Genomic DNA, 17342 nt, shown 5'->3' with positions numbered 1-17342 from the left:
CTAGTTATAAACATATTAACAACCCGCCATAAAAGTTCCTTGTTGCTGCGACATTAAAATACCGCCCACCGAGAGCATTCAGGTCATTGCCTAAGCTGTATTTTTCGTTTAATATGTTATCTGCTCCTATGTAGATTTCAAAGGGAACATTTCCTATGTATAAGTTCTTTTTCCCAATTTTAGCTTGTACCAGGTGATATTTCCTTGCGTAAACTGTATTTGCATCATTAAGTGGGATACTAGAAGTATAGTTATGCTGTAAAAATACAGAAAAGCTCTTAGGTAATTGTAAATCGGTGCTACTAACAATTGTTGTTTTAGGAACTCCGGTAAGGTCATTTCCAGAGAAATTATTGGTCTTGTCCAGGTACTGATCAAATTTAAAATGACTAAGTGTATATGAATTTTTTAACTGCAGACCTTTAACAAAATGTATATTATTGAGAGGAATAATCCAGAAAGCTAAAGAACTTTCGAGACCCCATTGTTTTGTGCCTCCTGCATTTATAAAATACTCTGCTTCTTTTTCATTGACTAAAACAGTGCGTCTAACAATTGCATTTTTAAGATTGTAATAAAATCCGGTTACATCAACAAATAGCCTTTTGTTCACACCTTCATATCTTACTCCAGTCTCATAATTCCAGCCATATTCAGGTTGTAAATCAACATTAATTACATTGTTTGATGCCCTTACTTCGGCAAGACTTGGGGGAGAATATCCTTTGCTCACGGAGGTTCTTAACGACAATTGATCATCTATTTTATAGGACAAAGCTACCCTTGGCATGAACTGGATATCAAACCTGTTCGTTTTTTTAGGAATGGCAACTGGAGCAATGCTCTTGTAGTTGTATCCATAGAGATTGGCACTTGCAGATAATTCAATGAACAGTTTTTGAAGAAGATCGATACTTAAATGGGCGAATGCGAAGCTGGAATTTGCGTTTAGTTTATCCGATGCCTGAACAGCACCCCGCTGACCGTAATTATTATCATAGTTATCAAAATCGGTACCAGTTTTCATACTTTCCAGCCCCAGGTTAAACTTCCATTCTACATGAGATGTGTTTCTAGTGTATTCCAGATAAGAGCGGAGCCCCAGAGTAAATTCTTTCCGTTTTTCATAGTTGGTTATAAAGGGGTTCTTAAAATCTGTATAAGATGAGAATACGGAGATAACATGTTTGAAATTACCGTTTATTATCCAATTGTTGGAGATGCCGCCATATAAGGTTTTGCTATAGATACCCGCTTTTTGATCTATTGCACTTTTGATCTGTCCTGCAGCCGGACGAGATAATTTTGGATTTTGTTGATATTGAGCCTCAGTTAATCCACCAGGAGTATTATAGTGTAGATCGGAATAGAATAACAATGCTTTTAAGTTCGCGTTTTTTGTATAATCCCACTTTTGCAGCGCCTGAAAATACTTGCGGTCCATATTGCTGTGATCGCGATAGCCATCGCTTCGCTGATAAGCTTGTGTAATGCTTAATTTATACTTTCCCGATTGATGTTGTAATAATGCATTTTGATGAAAAGCTCCAAATGATCCACCCTCCAGTTTTAACACAACAGAAGTGCTGTCCGTTGGTACGTTAGTGCCTTGGGGTTGTATCAAGATGACGCCACCAGAGTTAGCCCCATAGATACTGCTCTGTGGGCCTTTTAAAATTTGAAGTTGTGATGCGCCTGCGACATCGAGAGCATTCAGATAACTATTACCCCCTGCATCAGTTAAAGGGAAGTCGTCCATGTAAATTTTAATATTCCTTATTCCAAAAGGCGATCTTAGTAAGCTGCCTCTTATAGATAACCGGTAGCTTCCAGGAGAACGTTCTTCCATTCTAACCCCCGGAACTGTATTTACAGCTGAGACAAATGAGTTGCCGGATTGTTTATTAAGGGTTCCACTATCAATAAGGCCAATTGTACCTGTAGATCTGATTAAAGATTGGTTGGAAAAATAAGGTCTTATGGTAACCTGATTTAATCTTCTGATAGAATCCTGTTGTGCCTGAGCAAAGCTTGTAACTCCTATGAGGGCAAATAGTCCTGTTAAAAATGTTTTCATTCTTTAACAAAGCTAAAATTTACCAGCTAATAATTACCATCATCTATTGGCTATTTACTGTTTAATATATTCAGTTAAACACCATGAAATTCATCTGTTTATTATATCTTTAGGCGATTTTAATAGAAAGCACGTTTATCATAAACAATACTGCTTTATTTTTTTTATTCATATAATCGTATTTATAAAAATATGTCAAATACATCAAAAATTATCTATACCAAAACAGATGAAGCGCCAATGTTGGCAACCTATTCATTATTACCAATTGTACAAGCTTTTACGGCCTCGGCAGGTATTGATGTAGAAACCAGAGATATTTCTTTGGCCGGAAGAATTTTGGCAAACTTTCCTGAATTTTTAAAGGAAGACCAAAAAGTTGGAGATGCGTTGACAGAATTAGGCCAGCTAGCAACCACACCGGAGGCAAATATTATCAAATTGCCTAATATTTCGGCTTCTATTCCACAATTGGTTGGTGCGATTACCGAATTACAATCGCAAGGATTTGCTATCCCTAATTATCCTGATAATGCGCAAACAGAGGAAGAAAAAGCAATCAAAGCAAAATATGCAAAAGTTTTAGGTTCAGCAGTTAACCCAGTTTTACGTGAGGGTAACTCTGACCGTAGAGCACCAAAAGCGGTTAAGAATTACGCAAAGGCTAATCCCCATTCAATGGGAGCGTGGTCTGCAGATTCGAAAACCAAAGTTGTAAGCATGAGTGAAGGTGATTTTTATGGATCTGAGAAATCAGTTACTTTAACAGAAGCTTCTCAATTTAGGATAGAATTTGTAGACACTAATGGATCTGTTACGGAACTAAAGGGCTTATCGCCATTAAAAGCCGGTGAGGTTATCGATAGTTCTGCAATGAGTCTTTCTGCATTAAAATCTTTCGTGTCTAAAGCTATAGAAGAGGCAAAGGCAGCGGGAGTTCTACTTTCGGCGCATTTAAAAGCCACGATGATGAAGGTTTCTGACCCAATCATTTTTGGAGCTATAGTTGAAGTTTACTTTGCAGATGTGTTTGCTAAATATGCAGATTTATTTAAAGAATTAAATGTAGATACCCGCAATGGTTTAGGAGATGTTTATGCTAAAATTGCAGGGAACCCTAAACAGGCAGAAGTTGAGGCTGCAATCGCCGAGGCAATTGAAAATGGTCCGGCAATTGCCATGGTAAATTCAGATAAAGGAATTACCAACCTTCATGTGCCATCTGATGTAATTGTTGATGCTTCTATGCCTGCTATGATCCGTACTTCAGGACAGATGTGGAATAAAGATAACAAGCAACAAGATACGATTGCTATCATTCCAGATCGTTGCTATGCTGGTGTTTATACGGCTACAATTGATGATTGCAAAGCTCATGGTGCTTTTGATGTTACTACAATGGGTTCTGTGCCAAATGTAGGTTTAATGGCACAAAAGGCAGAGGAATATGGTTCTCATGATAAAACTTTCCAGGCAACTGCTAACGGGACAATCCGGGTAACAGATGCCAGCGGTAAAGTTTTCTTTGATCAAAAAGTTGAAAAAGGAGATATCTTTAGGATGTGTCAAACCAAAGATGCACCAATTCAGGACTGGGTAAAACTTGCTGTAAACAGATCTCGTTTATCGGCTACGCCGGCAGTTTTCTGGTTAGATGAGAACAGGGCGCATGACAGAGAGATCATTACAAAAGTAAATAAGTACTTATTGGATCATGATACGACTGGTTTAGACATCCGTATTTTATCACCAATTGAAGCAACGAAGTTTACGCTAGACAGAATTCGTAAAGGAGAAGACACCATTTCGGTAACCGGTAATGTCCTGCGTGATTATTTAACTGATTTATTCCCGATTTTGGAATTAGGTACATCGGCAAAAATGCTTTCTATAGTGCCATTAATGAACGGAGGAGGCTTATTCGAAACCGGAGCAGGTGGCTCGGCGCCAAAACATATTGAGCAGTTCATTCATGAAGGTTATTTGCGTTGGGATTCATTAGGAGAGTTTTTAGCATTAGCTGTTTCCCTTGAACATTTAGGGCAAACTCAAAATAATCCAAAAGCTTTGGTACTTGCTGAAACTTTGGATTTGGCAACTGAGAAATTCCTTGCTAATGATAAATCTCCGGCCCGTAAAGTAGGCCAGATAGACAATAGAGGTTCGCACTTCTATTTGGCTTTATATTGGGCAGAGGGTTTAGCTGCGCAAACTAAGGATGCAGAATTGCAGGCTAGATTTGCCCCATTAGCTAAGGCTTTAACTGAAAATGAAGCAAAGATTTCAGGAGAGTTGATAGGAGCGCAGGGTAAACCACAAAATATTGGAGGCTATTATCATCCTAATGACGATTTAGCTTTTACAGCAATGCGCCCAAGTGAAACATTCAATACTGCTTTGACAAATTTATAAGATAAAAAAAGTTTATATAAGAAGCCCGTTTGCATTTGTAAGCGGGCTTCTTATTTAAATCCAAAACGGAAAACAATTCAGGATCTTTTTAGGTTTTATTTACACATCATATTCATAGAGACTATAATTGTTTATAAAAACAATTTTATCTAAGTTTATATATAAAATTTACTGTTATGAGCGCAGACCAAAACAATGTTCCCGGACCAAGAAAAGCACTCGACAAACTTCATCCAACCGAACTGGGAGAAACTAAAGATTTTAATAATTTATCATACGATAAGACCCGAAACAGCTTTGAATTTGATGTAAGGGGTGAAGATAGTGAGTATGATCACCCATTGCCATATGATACCTCTGCGCCAAATGGTGAGGATAGTATTTCTACATATGATGAAGCAAATCCATATAATGGTTCAGCGTATGATGAAGATCAACAAATTGGAGAAAACCTAGAAAGTGCTGCTATGCACATCGACACATTAGAGAGCCTTGAGCTTGAGCCAGAAGATCAGCTGCTGGCACGCACTCCCGAGGATGAACGGGATGATTTGGACGAAGAGGGGTATCCTGTTAATGACACGCCGCCGGGAAAGCCTCATTAAGAATTAACGTCGAGATTAAAGCGTTTACGCATTTCTTCCAGTTTAGGGTTCTTCTCAATCAGGTATTGGTATTTTTCAGTATTGGTATAAAGTCTGTTGACTACAGTTCTTGCTACCTGTTTAGCCTTAATGGTTAGGTTAAAGTTTTTCAGATTTGGCCTTAAGAAATTAAGGAAATCTATCATTTCTTCCTGTAATAAACCTTCCTGTAGTTTATGTTCTACGTGTACAGTAATTTCCTCAGGAGAATCAAGTATTGGAGCTGAACTGCTAAGCAGGGTGTATATGTTTATTTTGCCATCATCTTTTGCCTTATTTGCATATTGGGTCCATAATGCTGATAGCTGTTCATAGGTAAAAGCCTCTCTTGCATCTCCGCTAATGTATTTCGGCTCGTCGCCATCCTCGCCTTCCGCTACACGGCCAATGTCATTTAGTGATGGTATTAATGTCGCCACTTTTTTAACGTCGGCGAGAGGTTTCAGTGCAATCTTCGTGGCCGGTGGCGGGCTCGCTATCTTTGCTGCAGGAATTGATGGCAGGCTAGATGAATTCTGTTCAGCTATCTTATTTGGGGTCTCTGCTGAGACAGTGTTTGTAGGTGCAGACGAACTTACATTAGTTTTTTTTTTAATCTGATCTGTGTCAGTGGCGGAGTTGTTATTAGGCTGCTGGGCGAGTTGAAGTACCGAAGGGATGTGGCACATTTTTATTAAAGCCAGTTCTACCTGTAATCGCTGGTTTTTACTGTTTTTATAATTGAGATCACATTGATTGGCAAGATTTAGCGCAGTAAGTATAAATGAAACAGGTGTTTGCTGACTTTGTGAAATGTACTTCTGCTTAATATTTTCACTTACTTCTAAAAGCTTTGTGGTTTGAGGATCCTTAGCAACTAATAAATTACGTAGGTGACCTGCCAGCCCATTTATGAAATTATTGCCATCAAAACCATTATTTAAGATTTCGTCAAATAAGATTAATGCATTACTAACATCTGCACCGGTCAGGTTTTGAGTAAGCTTAAAATAATAATCGTAATCAAGGATATTCAGGTTGTCGATTACAGATTTGTAGGTTAAGTTTTTATTGGTATAACTCACAATCTGGTCGAACATAGAGAGTGCATCTCTTAATCCACCATCAGCTTTTTGGGCAATAATATGTAATCCATCGGCCTCAACTGAAATATTCTCACGTTGTGCAATCTTATTCAGATGGCTGGATATATCATCGACCTGAATCCTATTAAAGTCAAAAATCTGACATCTTGATAGGATAGTTGGCAGTATTTTATGCTTCTCTGTTGTGGCTAATATAAAAATAGCATAAGATGGTGGTTCTTCAAGCGTTTTCAGAAATGCATTAAATGCATTTGCAGATAGCATGTGTACCTCATCTATAATGTAAATTTTATATTTCCCGGCCTGTGGGGGAATGCGCACCTGCTCAATTAAACTGCGGATGTCGTCAACAGAGTTATTTGATGCAGCATCGAGCTCATGAAAATTAAATGAATGACCAGTCTGAAATGAAACACATGAATCACATGTTCCGCAGGCTTCCTGATCTTCAGTTAGATTAGTACAGTTTATAGTTTTAGCTAGAATACGGGCACAGGTAGTTTTACCTACACCTCTGGGGCCACAGAATAAAAATGCCTGGGCTAACTGATTGTTCTTAATGGCATTTTTTAGCGTGCCTGTAATATGGTGCTGTCCAACAACGGTTTCAAACGTTGCCGGGCGGTACTTACGGGCTGATACTATAAAATTTTCCATTCGCCAACGAAAATATGAATTTTTGTTGAGGTTGGAATGTGGTAATTTGGAAATGTTGAAAAATTGACTGTAAAAGTAGAGCGCTGCTTACTTGAAAACGGATTTCAGTTCTTTTCTGTATTCTGACGCACTTTTTCCTGTGAACTCTTTAAATAGCTTATTGAAATGGCTGAAGTTATTGAACCCACTTTCGTAACTGATATTTGCAATACTGATCTGCTTCTCTGCCAAAAGCTTTGCGGCATGTACCACCCGATATTCATTTACGAATCTGGTAAAAGTTTTTTTTGTTATTTTCTTAAAGTACCTGCAAAAGGATGGGGTAGTCATGCTGGCCATCTCTCCTATAGCCGCGAGATTAATTTCTTCCTGAAAATGATCTTTAATGTAGTTAAAAATCATATTGATTCTGTCATTGTCCTGAACTTGCATTTCCATGGAGAAACCTGAGGCATTTAAAATTTTGTAGTCTTTAGCATTTTCCAGGTCCTTTAAAACGCTCAATAATGTTAGAAGTCTATCAAAAGGTTGTTGGTTATCCATACTTTCTATTCTCTTGCCAACTGTTTTTTTTGTTTCGGCTCCGAAAGCAATACCTCCCTTTGCTTTATTAAAGAGGTCTGAGATGTATTTTGTTTCCTGTAGTTTTAAAAAATCAATCCCCAGGAAGGTTGGTTTCATTTGAATAACCGTTTCATTCTTGTTGGCTGTATTACTGTCCGTGAAGCCACAATGGGGCAGGTTACTGCCGATTAGTATTAAATCCCCATCTGTATAATAAGAAAGGTGACTCCCGATTTGCCGTTTACCGGATCCCCCGTTTACAAAGACCATTTCTATTTCGGGGTGGTAATGCCATACATGTGCCTTATTGTTTAGTTTCTCTGCATATTTTGAATAGTAAAAGGAGCTTCCGAAAGAAGATTCAATGATTTCAAAGCCTGGTTTTGTATTCCTCATTTTCTTTTTATTCGTTTTTTTAGTGAATAAAATATGATTTCTGAAGTTAATTTCAAATTGAGGGTTAATATAGCATAGATATATGGAAATATGCAATAAATTTTTGATTGAAAACAGCGGTAATTTTGGTTTATAAATTAATTGTTCAATTTAAATAGTTTTGATATGAAAAATTTTATAAAAATCAGTTTGATCGCAGTTTTATTAATTAATTCTGTTGGTTTGTATGCAAGTGAGGGTAATTTTTCGATTAAACTTAAGGATGTAAACGAAAAATCAGTCACTTTTTTTATTAATGAAACGCAGGTTGTTGAAGTGTCTTTATATGATGCTAACAATGAGGTTGTATATGGAAAAAAGATAAATGCATTAAAAGGTTCTACAAAGACATATGATTTGAATTCGCTTCCAGATGGGAGCTATAGATTTCAGCTGAAAACAGAATCTAATACGGCGGAGTATAAGATACAGCTTAAGGACGGTAAGGCTTCTGTTTCAGACCCTTTAGTTGCTGATGTGGTTCGGCCAGTGTTAACGAAAGAAAACGGGATTATTACTTTAAATTTTGAAAATGCTCCAAAGGGGCCCCTAGAAATTCAAATTTTAGACCGATATAATGATGCTGTATATGAACGTGTGTTTGAGGGAGAGACAAAGTTTGTTAAGAGATTTGACGTTGCGCGTGGTCTGAAAGAGCTTACTTTTATCATTAGATCGGCAAACCAGGTTTTTACAAAAACAGTTCAAATGTACTAAGTAGGTACAATAATTTTTTTACAAAGGTTGTTCTTTTGGGGCAACCTTTTTTTATTTGTAACGTCAGGAAGCTTTCGGCCTTGATATGAAGGATATGATCCTACATATCTATTAAAGGCTGCACACACGTTAATATTGTAACCTGGTGAATAAGCGGGACTGAATTAGTTGTTCAATAAACACTAAATCATTTGATTATTAGAAATTTATTGTTACTTTTGCATCCCGCATTAAGAGCGGATTAATTAAAAAACAAATAATAACAATGAATCAGTACGAAACTGTTATCGTTCTAACCCCGTTGTTGTCAGAAGAAATTGCGAAAGAGGCTATTGCCAAATACAGCAAGATCTTAGCTGATAGCGGAGCCGAAATTGTTCAAGAGGACAATTGGGGTTTGAGAAAATTAGCGTATCCGATTGAGAAAAAAGCAAGCGGATTCTTCCACCTTACAGAGTACAAATCTTCAGGTGAAGTAATTAGTAAATTGGAATTAGAACTAAAACGCGATGAGCGTGTTCTACGTTTCTTAACCATTAGATTAGACCGTCATGCGGTTGCATATAATGAAAAGAAACGCAGTGGTGCTTTTAACAAAAAACCTAAACAGGAGGCTGCAGTATAATGGCAAAGGATCAAATACAATATGTTACTGCTCCAAAAGTGGACGATAACAGGAAAAAATATTGCCGTTTCAGAAAAAACGGTATTAAATATATTGATTATAAAGACGCAAACTTTTTATTGAAGTTTATCAATGATCAAGGTAAAATTTTACCTCGCCGTTTAACCGGTACCTCATTGAAATTTCAACGTAAAGTGGCTCAAGCAGTAAAACGCGCTCGCCACATCGGTTTGTTGCCTTTCGTTGCTGACCAATTAAAATAGGAGCTGAGAGATGGAAATTATTTTAAAACAAGATATCAAATCCCTAGGGGAAAAAGATGATATCGTTTCTGTAAAGCCAGGATATGGCCGTAACTACCTGATCCCTCAAGGATTTGGACAGTTAGCTACTCCTTCAGCTAAGAAAGTATTAGCAGAAAACTTAAAGCAAGCTGCTTTTAAACAAGATAAAATTAAGAAAGATGCTGAAGGTATTGCTGAGCGTTTAACTGACGTTAAGTTATCTATCGGTGCTAAAGCTGGTGAAACAGGTAAGATTTTTGGTGCTGTAAACACTATCATGATTGCTGATGCATTAAAACAACAAGGTTTTGATGTTGACCGTCGCCGTATCACTTTCGAAACTGAACCTAAATTTGTTGGTGATTATATCGCTAACTTAAACTTACACAAAGAAGTGAAAGTTAAGGTTCCTTTCGCAGTTGTAGCTGAGTAATCATCTATCTTCTGATATTAAAAAGCGTCCCAAATAAGGACGCTTTTTTTTTGCATACAACCTTCCCCGAGGCTTTAAAATTATCGGCTTATGACTTACCTTTGGCCGATGGCAAAACGTAAACGAGCAACTAGTAGAAAAACCCCAAAATCTCCCTTATTTAAGAAAATTACAACCATTGTTACCAAAGTATTCCTTTGGTTCTTAATGGTTACTGTGCTTTGGGTGCTGGTTTACAGATTTGTTAATCCTCCTATTACACTCTTAATGATCCAAAGAAATCTGGAGCGTAGTTCTGATGATAAACCATTTAAAATGGAGAAAAAATGGGTTGACTTTGAAGATATATCCGATAATATGAAACGAGCAGCTGTATCTGCAGAAGATCAGCTATTTCTTAAACACATTGGATTCGACTTAAAAGCTATTGAAAAAGCTTTTGCCTCAAATAAGAGTGGAAAAAAAATAAAAGGTGGAAGTACAATTTCTCAGCAAACTGCCAAAAACGTATTCTTATGGCCTGGTCGCTCATGGATTCGAAAGGGGTTTGAAGCTTATTTTACACTATTGATTGAAATGCTTTGGAGCAAGGAAAGAATATTGGAGGTGTATTTAAATGTAATTGAAATGGGAGATGGAATCTACGGAGCTGAGGCTGCAGCCCAATCTTACTTTAGTAAGTCCTGCACTAAATTAAGCAGGGCTCAGGCAGCACTAATCGCTGCTTGTTTCCCTAATCCAAGAAGGTGGACTCCTAAAAAAGCTACTCAATATATCAGACACAGACAATTTCTTATATTGAAAAATATGAGAAGATTAGGCCCTTTGGATTTTTAATTTCCAGGTATTTCTCATAAAACCCCTATATTAAGCCTTGACTATGCTGTTCGAGGAAGACGTTAGAAGCTATTGGGATAAAATGCGCCTTGGTGATAAGCAAGCGCTATTTGAATTATACAATAACATGTATTTTCATTTGATCCGATTTGGATTAAAAATAAATGCTGACGATGAACTGGTGAAAGATTGTGTTAATCAGGTGTTTTTGAACTTGTGGGATAAAAGATCTCGTCTGAACGCTGTAGATAATGTGAAGTCATATCTGATGACTTCACTAAAAAGATGTATGCTTGATCAATTGGCATATACAGATAAAATGAATGCGGCAGTTAGCAGGATGGGGGCTGAAGAAGAGCGTGCTGAACTATCGTACGAGGAGATTATGATTGCTGTGCAGCAAGATGATGAGTTGAAGCACAAACTACAACTGGCAATTAAACAATTAACTCCACGACAAATGGAGTTGATTCAGTTGAAATTTTTCGAAGGTTTAACGTATGAACAAATAGCCGAGCGTAGCTCTCAAACCGTGAAAACGGCTTATAATACAATTTACGATGCAATTAAGATGTTGAAGAAGCTCTTAAAGTAATTGTTTTAGAAAATATTACAGAATTTCTTAGGAAAAGGAGTCGTTTCTGCCGTCTGTATGGTAAATGTAAATACTATGGTAGGGATTAAGGATGATTTTTGTATTGAAGAGCTAATTTGCTGTGAATCCTTTCAGCAATATTGTCTTGGAACCAGCCTTGCCGATCAGATTTTATGGGATGAGTGGATTGAAAAGATTCCACATAGAAAAACTGATTTTGAAGAAGCAAAAAAAATAGTCAACATCTTAAATGTTAAACAAGGCAGTCGCTTAAGTCAGATTAAAGATTTAAAAGAGGGAATAAAATATCGTAATGCATTTGTTGAAAAAATTGAACTTGGCACTGAACCTAACCTTAATCATAAACGAGCATATCTAAAGTATACCATAGGGATAGCTGCGGCTATTGTAGCTGTCTTATTTTTATACTTTTATTCAAATCCATATTTAAAAGATAAAAACACTCCCAATATTTTTAAACATTACTCGTCAGGAATGGCTGTACGCAGAACCATCATACTAAGCGACGGTACTGTAATAACGCTGGCAAAAGAAAGCTCAATTCAGTTAGATGATGCATATGATACTGGAAAAAGAGAGTTGTGGCTTACCGGCGAAGCATTTTTTGATGTAAAACACGATACAGCCCATCCATTCATTGTTCATACTTCTTTTAACGATGTAAAAGTTCTGGGAACCACTTTCAATATAAAGGCTTATCCTAATTCAAAAACAACGGAGACATCATTAATACATGGAAGTGTTCGTATAGATTCTAAAAGTAATCCTGGCAATTTTGTGATTTTAAAACCCAATCAAAAAGTAGTAAGCAATAATCAATCGGAAACAAAAGATGAATCTGTTACTAAAGAGTATAAGGTTTCTGTATTGCAAACTGATTCTTTTTCCAAGAAACCCGAAGAAACTAAGTGGATAAGAAGCAGGCTAGATATTGATAACCTGCCATTGTCGGCCATTGCCCAGAAGCTACAGACCTGGTATGGCATAGAAGTTTTGATAGCTGATGAAGAGGTAAAGGATTACCGCTATTCAGGAACATTTGAAAATGAGACTATTGTTAAAACACTGGAAGCTTTACAACTATCTTATCCCTTTAAGTTTGAGATTGAAAATAATAAAATCACTATAAAAAAATAGCTATAATCAGGCTATCAAACAAATAAAAAAGAACCTAAACCAACAAATATGAGAAAACATGTACTTTTAGAACATTCCAGCAGTCATTCTTTAAGCGACAGGATATTATTGAGTATGAAAATTACAGGATTTATTTTGCTCGTTTTATGTATGCAGGTATCTGCTGCCGGGTTTGCACAGCAAAAGATTACAATTAATGCCAGGCAGCTAAGCATTAAAGAATTGCTTAAGGCAATTGAGAAACAAACAGAGTATCGTTTTGTATACAGCAACAACACAATTTCGAGTAGTAATAAGAATTCTCTTAATGTTCAGGATGTATCATTAGATGAAGCAATGAGCCAGATTTTAAAGGATACAAAACTTACCTATGTGTTAAAGGAAAGCAATCTGGTGGTAATTTATCCAACAGTACTGGCCAATAGAAAAGATATTGTTGTAACCGGAAAAGTTGTTGATGATACGGGGTTACCAATACCTGGTGTTTCGATTAAAGTTTCGGGCCTGGCAATAGCTGCTGTAACTGATGCTAATGGTGATTACAGTATACGTGTGCCCGATAATTCTTCTAATCTTGAGTTTTCATTTGTAGGTTACGCAAGGCAGCTTGTTAGCGTAGGGAATAGGAAAGTAATTAATATAACACTGAGAACTGATAGCCAGAATTTGCAGGAAATAACAGTTACAGGTTACACAAGTTATACAAAAGAACAATCTGCAAGTGCATCATCTGTGGTTTCAGGTAAGGATATGAGCCAGGTTCCCCTTTCAACTTTCGATCAGATTTTGCAAGGTAGGGTAGCTGGTTTACAAGTGTCTTCAGGATCTGGCCAGCCGGGTACTAGTGCTCAGGTTATTTTAAGAGGAATAGGAACAATAAACGGGAATACCTCTCCATTGTATGTTTTAGATGGAATACCTGTTGAGGATGCCTATTTTCAAACATTAAATCCGTCCGATTTTGAAAGTGTTACTGTTTTAAAAGATGCTACTTCAAAAGCGCAGTACGGTTCTAAAGGTGCTAATGGTGTAATTGTGATTACAACAAAAAAAGGTAAATCTGGAAAGGTCCAGTTCAATTATAAATCTCAATATGGTATTTCCAAGCTAACTTCGCCTAAGTTTAATATGATGAATACCGCACAAAGGCTACAGTTTGAAGAAGAAATAGGACTGGAAACAGGATCAGAAATTGGGCCGGGCTGGACATTCTCGAAAAAGAATCCAGAATATGCCAATATGAGCTCGACAGAACAAAACAGGGCGGATCTTATTTTAGATAGCATTGGAAAAATAAACACGGATTGGAAAGATATCTTCTTTAGAACCGGGAAGTTTACCGAACAACAGGTGGATGCAAGCGGGGGTAATGAAAATGTTAGGTTTTATAGCTCTTTAAATTATTATAAACAGGATGGGATTGCAGTTAGGTCTGGTATGGAACGTTATTCTTTAAGGAATAATGTAGATTTTAATGCAGGCGGATTCTCAGCTTCTATAAACACAAGTTTAGGTTATTCAGAATCGAGCTTTATTGAACGTGAAGGATCCAGTAGCGGAAGCAATCCATTGTCGGCAGTATATTATGCACTTCCATATGAATATCCTTATGCTTCTGATGGAACATTAGTGCATTATGGTAATTCAGATGATTATGAAATTTATGACCAACGTGAGGGAAGTAATGCTTTAGAAAGATTGTTAAATACCACTAATAAAACCAATCAGTACAAAACGATTTTAAGCGGATCATTAAACTATAAAATCACCGACGATTTGACTATTAAAACGCGATTGGGTGTAGATTTTAGGGAATCTACCGATGAGCGGTTTATTAGGCCTGATTCATACTCCGGATCAAACGAAAATGGAGAAAAAGGAAGTTTTGGCGAGAATTTACGACGTAACTTTTCAATGATCTCTACCTCAGGAATAACATATTCAAAGGTTATTGATAAACATAATTTTGAAGTAACCGGACTTTATGAGATTACAAAGCAGCATTTCAGAAGCTTTGGATATACTGCTTACGGTATAGATCCACGATTACCTGAAACTCCTGCCGGTGCAACTCCGGGTTCTGATGAAAACTCGTTTATTCCTGAATTTAATGGTGGAAGAACAAGAAATGCACTGATCTCATATATAGCGCTTGGCCGTTATACCTTTGACGATCGATATACACTTAACGCGAGTTATAGATATGATGGATCTTCAACATTACCTTTAAAGAACAGATGGCATGGCTTTTATTCAGTAGGTTTTGCCTGGAATGTTAAAAAGGAAAACTTTCTCGCTAACAATGAGTTCATTAATGATTTAAGATTCCGGGCCAGTTACGGTACAACAGCTAGTCCGTTTCCGGGTAATTTTACTTACCTGCCTACTTTTGCTACCACTTCTTACGGAGGTAACAGCGGAATTTATCCTAATGCTTACGGTAGTGCAAACTATGATTGGGAATATGCTAAGGATTTGAATATTGGCTTTGATTTGGATGTATGGAATAACCGTATACATTTGGTAACCGATATTTATAACAAGGAAACAGCAAACCTGTTTTTAGATCTTCCGGTTTCACTTACTTCGGGGGTTGGTGCATTGCCTTTAAATGCTGGTTCAATGCGTAACAGAGGTATAGAAACTGAGCTTAGAGTAGATGTGATTAGAAATGAATCTTTAAAATGGAATGTGGGACTTAACTTTGCTTACAACAAAAATAAAATCACTTCACTGGCTGGTTCTGAGGGATTCGAGAAAAATACAACCGAGATTGTAAGAGAAGGATTACCTTATGGATCTCACTATGCACCTAAATGGGCAGGGGTAGATCCAAAAACGGGTGATCCATTATATTATAATCCAGATGGAACCAAAACCTCAGATTATAATGCTACAACAATGAGTGTGGCGGAGTTTGGTAGTCTTTACCCACCTTTTACAGGAGGCTTTAATACCTCTTTAACCTATAAGGGAGTGAATTTAACAGCCCTGTTTAGTTTTGCAAACCATGTGTACAGATACAATAATGAGGATTATTACAATGAAAATCCAAGTTTTGGAACAAGTGGACAATCAGTAAGGATGCTTTATAACAGGTGGAAAAAAGAGGGAGATCAGGCTCTTTTACCAAGATATGGTGCGAAAAGAAGTTATTCATCTAAGGATATTCAGGATGCCTCTTATATCAGACTGAGAAATGTGAATTTGAATTATTCACTGCCAAAAAAATTATTAGCGGGTACTAAATTCATCAGCGGTGTAACCGTATTTGCTCAGGCCAGTAATCTTGTTACATGGACAAAGTGGAAGGGTTTTGATCCCGAGGATAATAATGGGGAAGCCATGTTTGATTATCCAAGTTCAAGGACATATACCTTTGGTTTAAATGTTAATTTCTAATTGTACAATCATGTTAAAATATTATAGTAATAAACTTTCTCTTTGTGTCATTTTCCTGATTGCCTTTTTAGCAGCGTCCTGCACTAAGGAGCTGGATTTAAAACCATCCGATACAATTGATGACTCAAAAGCATTTCAAACAGTTTCAGATCTTAACGGAGGTTTAATTGGAGCTTATGCTTCATTAGGCGCCTCAACAATAACCAATGTATCTCTTACTTCTGATGAATGTACCTTGCCAAGTGAAAATAGCACTGGCCGTGGTGTATCTACCTATCGGTGGCAGTATGATGGAAGTAACGGTACAATTACGGCAGGTTGGGAAAACAACTACATTTCTATTGACAGGGTAAATCGTGTGCTTGCCTATGTGGATAAGGTAAAGTCAAAATCATCAGAAGAGGGACTTAAAAATCAATATAAAGGAGAGTTATTGGCGCTTAGGGCATATTGCCACTTTGAGTTACTTAGAAACTTTGCTTCTAAATACGAAGCTTCTGCAATGGGAGTGCCGTATATGGAGGTATCAGAGGTTTCCAATCCCGGCAGATTAACTTTTGCAGAATCTATAAACAAAATTAAATCTGATCTTTTAGCGGCAAAAGGGCTAATCCCTTCAGATTTTGATGACAATACCAGAATCACCCTAAATGCAGTTTCTGCAATGCAGGCCAGGGTAGCGCTATATGAAAAAAATTGGGATGATGCTATTAAATACAGCACAGAGGCGATTAATGCAACACCTTTAGCAGGTATCAATGACTTTTCTGATATCTGGAAAGATAAAACAGATGACGAAGTGATATGGAAACTGAAAAGAGTAGCTGGAGATAGTCGCCTTGGTGATTTCTATTATGATATTAAAAATATCGTTGTATATGCTCCCGCTTTTGAATTGATAAATACCTATGACAAGGTTAATGATGTAAGGTACCCTGTCTACGTGAAATTTGATGATACGCGTGGTGCAGGTAAATCTAAATATAGTGTAAACAAATATCTTGAGGGAAGTTCGGGCTTGCCAAATCTTACTGATGTAAAACTTTACAGAACTGGGGAAATGTACCTGATTAGAGCTGAAGCTTATGCCGAAAAAAATAACATTCAGTTGTCGGCACAAGATTTGAATGCACTAAGGGAGGCCAGAATTAAGAATTATGCAGATGTTTCCTTTACAGATAAATCAACTTTGTTAACGGCCGTTGTTTTAGAAAGATACAAAGAACTTGCTTTTGAAGGTCATAGATTTTTTGACCTAAGAAGAAACAATTTACCAATAACTCGCGAGCCTGCGGATGCAATTAATGCTTTGGGTGCAATCAATTTAACCACTGCAAATAAAGAATATGCTTATCCTATTCCTAACGCAGAAATTAAAGCCAATTCTAACGTTAAACAGAACCCATTATATTAAACG

Annotated in this window: 14 protein-coding genes; 11 read left to right on the top strand and 3 right to left on the bottom strand. The window is 37.1% G+C overall.

Translation table 11 applies throughout. The annotated features are described in order from the left end of the window. Window positions 1-4: 4 nt before the first annotated feature. Complete coding sequence (locus AC1DDK_RS07355; RefSeq protein ID WP_337717193.1) at window positions 5-2077, bottom strand: TonB-dependent receptor; 2073 nt, start codon at window positions 2075-2077, stop codon at window positions 5-7. A 192-nt stretch (window positions 2078-2269) separates the two neighbouring features. On the opposite strand from AC1DDK_RS07355, the gene AC1DDK_RS07350 reads away from it, so the two are divergent. After that, window positions 2270-4489 (top strand): NADP-dependent isocitrate dehydrogenase, encoded by a 2220-nt coding sequence (locus AC1DDK_RS07350; protein ID WP_172661446.1) that lies wholly within the window; start codon window positions 2270-2272, stop codon window positions 4487-4489. Between the two features lie 176 nt (window positions 4490-4665). Continuing rightward, window positions 4666-5094, top strand: coding sequence for a hypothetical protein (locus AC1DDK_RS07345; RefSeq protein WP_172661445.1), 429 nt, complete (start codon window positions 4666-4668; stop codon window positions 5092-5094). Here AC1DDK_RS07345 and AC1DDK_RS07340 read toward each other — a convergent pair. Both AC1DDK_RS07340 and AC1DDK_RS07335 read right to left on the bottom strand, forming a co-directional pair. Then, window positions 5091-6875: a DNA polymerase III subunit gamma/tau gene (locus AC1DDK_RS07340; RefSeq protein ID WP_172661444.1), complete on the bottom strand. Its 1785-nt coding sequence runs from the start codon at window positions 6873-6875 to the stop codon at window positions 5091-5093. The two genes, AC1DDK_RS07345 and AC1DDK_RS07340, sit on opposite strands and share 4 nt — an antisense overlap. A gap of 87 nt (window positions 6876-6962) precedes the next feature. Continuing rightward, window positions 6963-7835, bottom strand: a complete 873-nt coding sequence (locus tag AC1DDK_RS07335; protein WP_477611832.1) for an AraC family transcriptional regulator — start codon at window positions 7833-7835, stop codon at window positions 6963-6965. Window positions 7836-8000: 165 nt separating this feature from the next. On the opposite strand from AC1DDK_RS07335, the gene AC1DDK_RS07330 reads away from it, so the two are divergent. The 9 genes from AC1DDK_RS07330 to AC1DDK_RS07290 all read left to right on the top strand — a co-directional run bounded on the left by AC1DDK_RS07330 (window position 8001) and on the right by AC1DDK_RS07290 (window position 17339). Next, the gene (locus tag AC1DDK_RS07330) at window positions 8001-8591 is read left to right on the top strand and encodes a flagellar hook assembly protein FlgD (protein ID WP_172661442.1); all 591 of its coding nucleotides are present in this window, start codon (window positions 8001-8003) and stop codon (window positions 8589-8591) included. A gap of 265 nt (window positions 8592-8856) precedes the next feature. After that, a complete protein-coding gene (gene rpsF, locus AC1DDK_RS07325) occupies window positions 8857-9216 on the top strand; it encodes a 30S ribosomal protein S6 (RefSeq protein ID WP_048907353.1) in 360 nt (119 codons plus the stop codon). Further along, on the top strand, window positions 9216-9479 hold the full coding sequence (gene rpsR / locus AC1DDK_RS07320; protein WP_012780908.1) for a 30S ribosomal protein S18: 264 nt from the start codon (window positions 9216-9218) through the stop codon (window positions 9477-9479). The genes rpsF and rpsR overlap by 1 nt, the downstream gene beginning before the upstream one ends. A gap of 10 nt (window positions 9480-9489) precedes the next feature. Beyond that, on the top strand, window positions 9490-9933 hold the full coding sequence (gene rplI / locus AC1DDK_RS07315; RefSeq protein WP_048907352.1) for a 50S ribosomal protein L9: 444 nt from the start codon (window positions 9490-9492) through the stop codon (window positions 9931-9933). 90 nt (window positions 9934-10023) lie between these two features. Then, the gene (mtgA, locus tag AC1DDK_RS07310) at window positions 10024-10770 is read left to right on the top strand and encodes a monofunctional biosynthetic peptidoglycan transglycosylase (RefSeq protein ID WP_394367892.1); all 747 of its coding nucleotides are present in this window, start codon (window positions 10024-10026) and stop codon (window positions 10768-10770) included. Between the two features lie 43 nt (window positions 10771-10813). Next, on the top strand, window positions 10814-11365 hold the full coding sequence (locus tag AC1DDK_RS07305) for an RNA polymerase sigma factor (RefSeq protein WP_172661441.1): 552 nt from the start codon (window positions 10814-10816) through the stop codon (window positions 11363-11365). 75 nt (window positions 11366-11440) lie between these two features. After that, a complete protein-coding gene (locus tag AC1DDK_RS07300) occupies window positions 11441-12523 on the top strand; it encodes a FecR family protein (RefSeq protein WP_172661440.1) in 1083 nt (360 codons plus the stop codon). Window positions 12524-12571: 48 nt separating this feature from the next. Beyond that, the gene (locus tag AC1DDK_RS07295) at window positions 12572-15925 is read left to right on the top strand and encodes a TonB-dependent receptor (protein WP_288882124.1); all 3354 of its coding nucleotides are present in this window, start codon (window positions 12572-12574) and stop codon (window positions 15923-15925) included. A 10-nt stretch (window positions 15926-15935) separates the two neighbouring features. Beyond that, a complete protein-coding gene (locus AC1DDK_RS07290; protein ID WP_288882126.1) occupies window positions 15936-17339 on the top strand; it encodes a RagB/SusD family nutrient uptake outer membrane protein in 1404 nt (467 codons plus the stop codon). Window positions 17340-17342 lie beyond the last annotated feature (3 nt).

The organism is Pedobacter sp. 05T44, assembly GCF_056395985.1.
This window is presented reverse-complemented; position numbering and strand designations above follow the sequence as displayed.

What these genes read in the sequence shown, in the direction of transcription:
- mtgA (WP_394367892.1), top strand. Translation starts at nt 10,024, where the DNA reads ATGACTTACCTTTGGCCGATGGCAAAACGTAAACGAGCAACTAGTAGA.
- rplI (WP_048907352.1), top strand. Translation starts at nt 9,490, where the DNA reads ATGGAAATTATTTTAAAACAAGATATCAAATCCCTAGGGGAAAAAGAT.
- AC1DDK_RS07300 (WP_172661440.1), top strand. Translation starts at nt 11,441, where the DNA reads ATGGTAGGGATTAAGGATGATTTTTGTATTGAAGAGCTAATTTGCTGT.
- AC1DDK_RS07350 (WP_172661446.1), top strand. Translation starts at nt 2,270, where the DNA reads ATGTCAAATACATCAAAAATTATCTATACCAAAACAGATGAAGCGCCA.
- AC1DDK_RS07330 (WP_172661442.1), top strand. Translation starts at nt 8,001, where the DNA reads ATGAAAAATTTTATAAAAATCAGTTTGATCGCAGTTTTATTAATTAAT.
- rpsR (WP_012780908.1), top strand. Translation starts at nt 9,216, where the DNA reads ATGGCAAAGGATCAAATACAATATGTTACTGCTCCAAAAGTGGACGAT.
- AC1DDK_RS07355 (WP_337717193.1), bottom strand. Translation starts at nt 2,077, where the DNA reads ATGAAAACATTTTTAACAGGACTATTTGCCCTCATAGGAGTTACAAGC.
- AC1DDK_RS07340 (WP_172661444.1), bottom strand. Translation starts at nt 6,875, where the DNA reads ATGGAAAATTTTATAGTATCAGCCCGTAAGTACCGCCCGGCAACGTTT.
- AC1DDK_RS07305 (WP_172661441.1), top strand. Translation starts at nt 10,814, where the DNA reads ATGCTGTTCGAGGAAGACGTTAGAAGCTATTGGGATAAAATGCGCCTT.
- AC1DDK_RS07290 (WP_288882126.1), top strand. Translation starts at nt 15,936, where the DNA reads ATGTTAAAATATTATAGTAATAAACTTTCTCTTTGTGTCATTTTCCTG.
- AC1DDK_RS07295 (WP_288882124.1), top strand. Translation starts at nt 12,572, where the DNA reads ATGAGAAAACATGTACTTTTAGAACATTCCAGCAGTCATTCTTTAAGC.
- AC1DDK_RS07335 (WP_477611832.1), bottom strand. Translation starts at nt 7,835, where the DNA reads ATGAGGAATACAAAACCAGGCTTTGAAATCATTGAATCTTCTTTCGGA.
- AC1DDK_RS07345 (WP_172661445.1), top strand. Translation starts at nt 4,666, where the DNA reads ATGAGCGCAGACCAAAACAATGTTCCCGGACCAAGAAAAGCACTCGAC.
- rpsF (WP_048907353.1), top strand. Translation starts at nt 8,857, where the DNA reads ATGAATCAGTACGAAACTGTTATCGTTCTAACCCCGTTGTTGTCAGAA.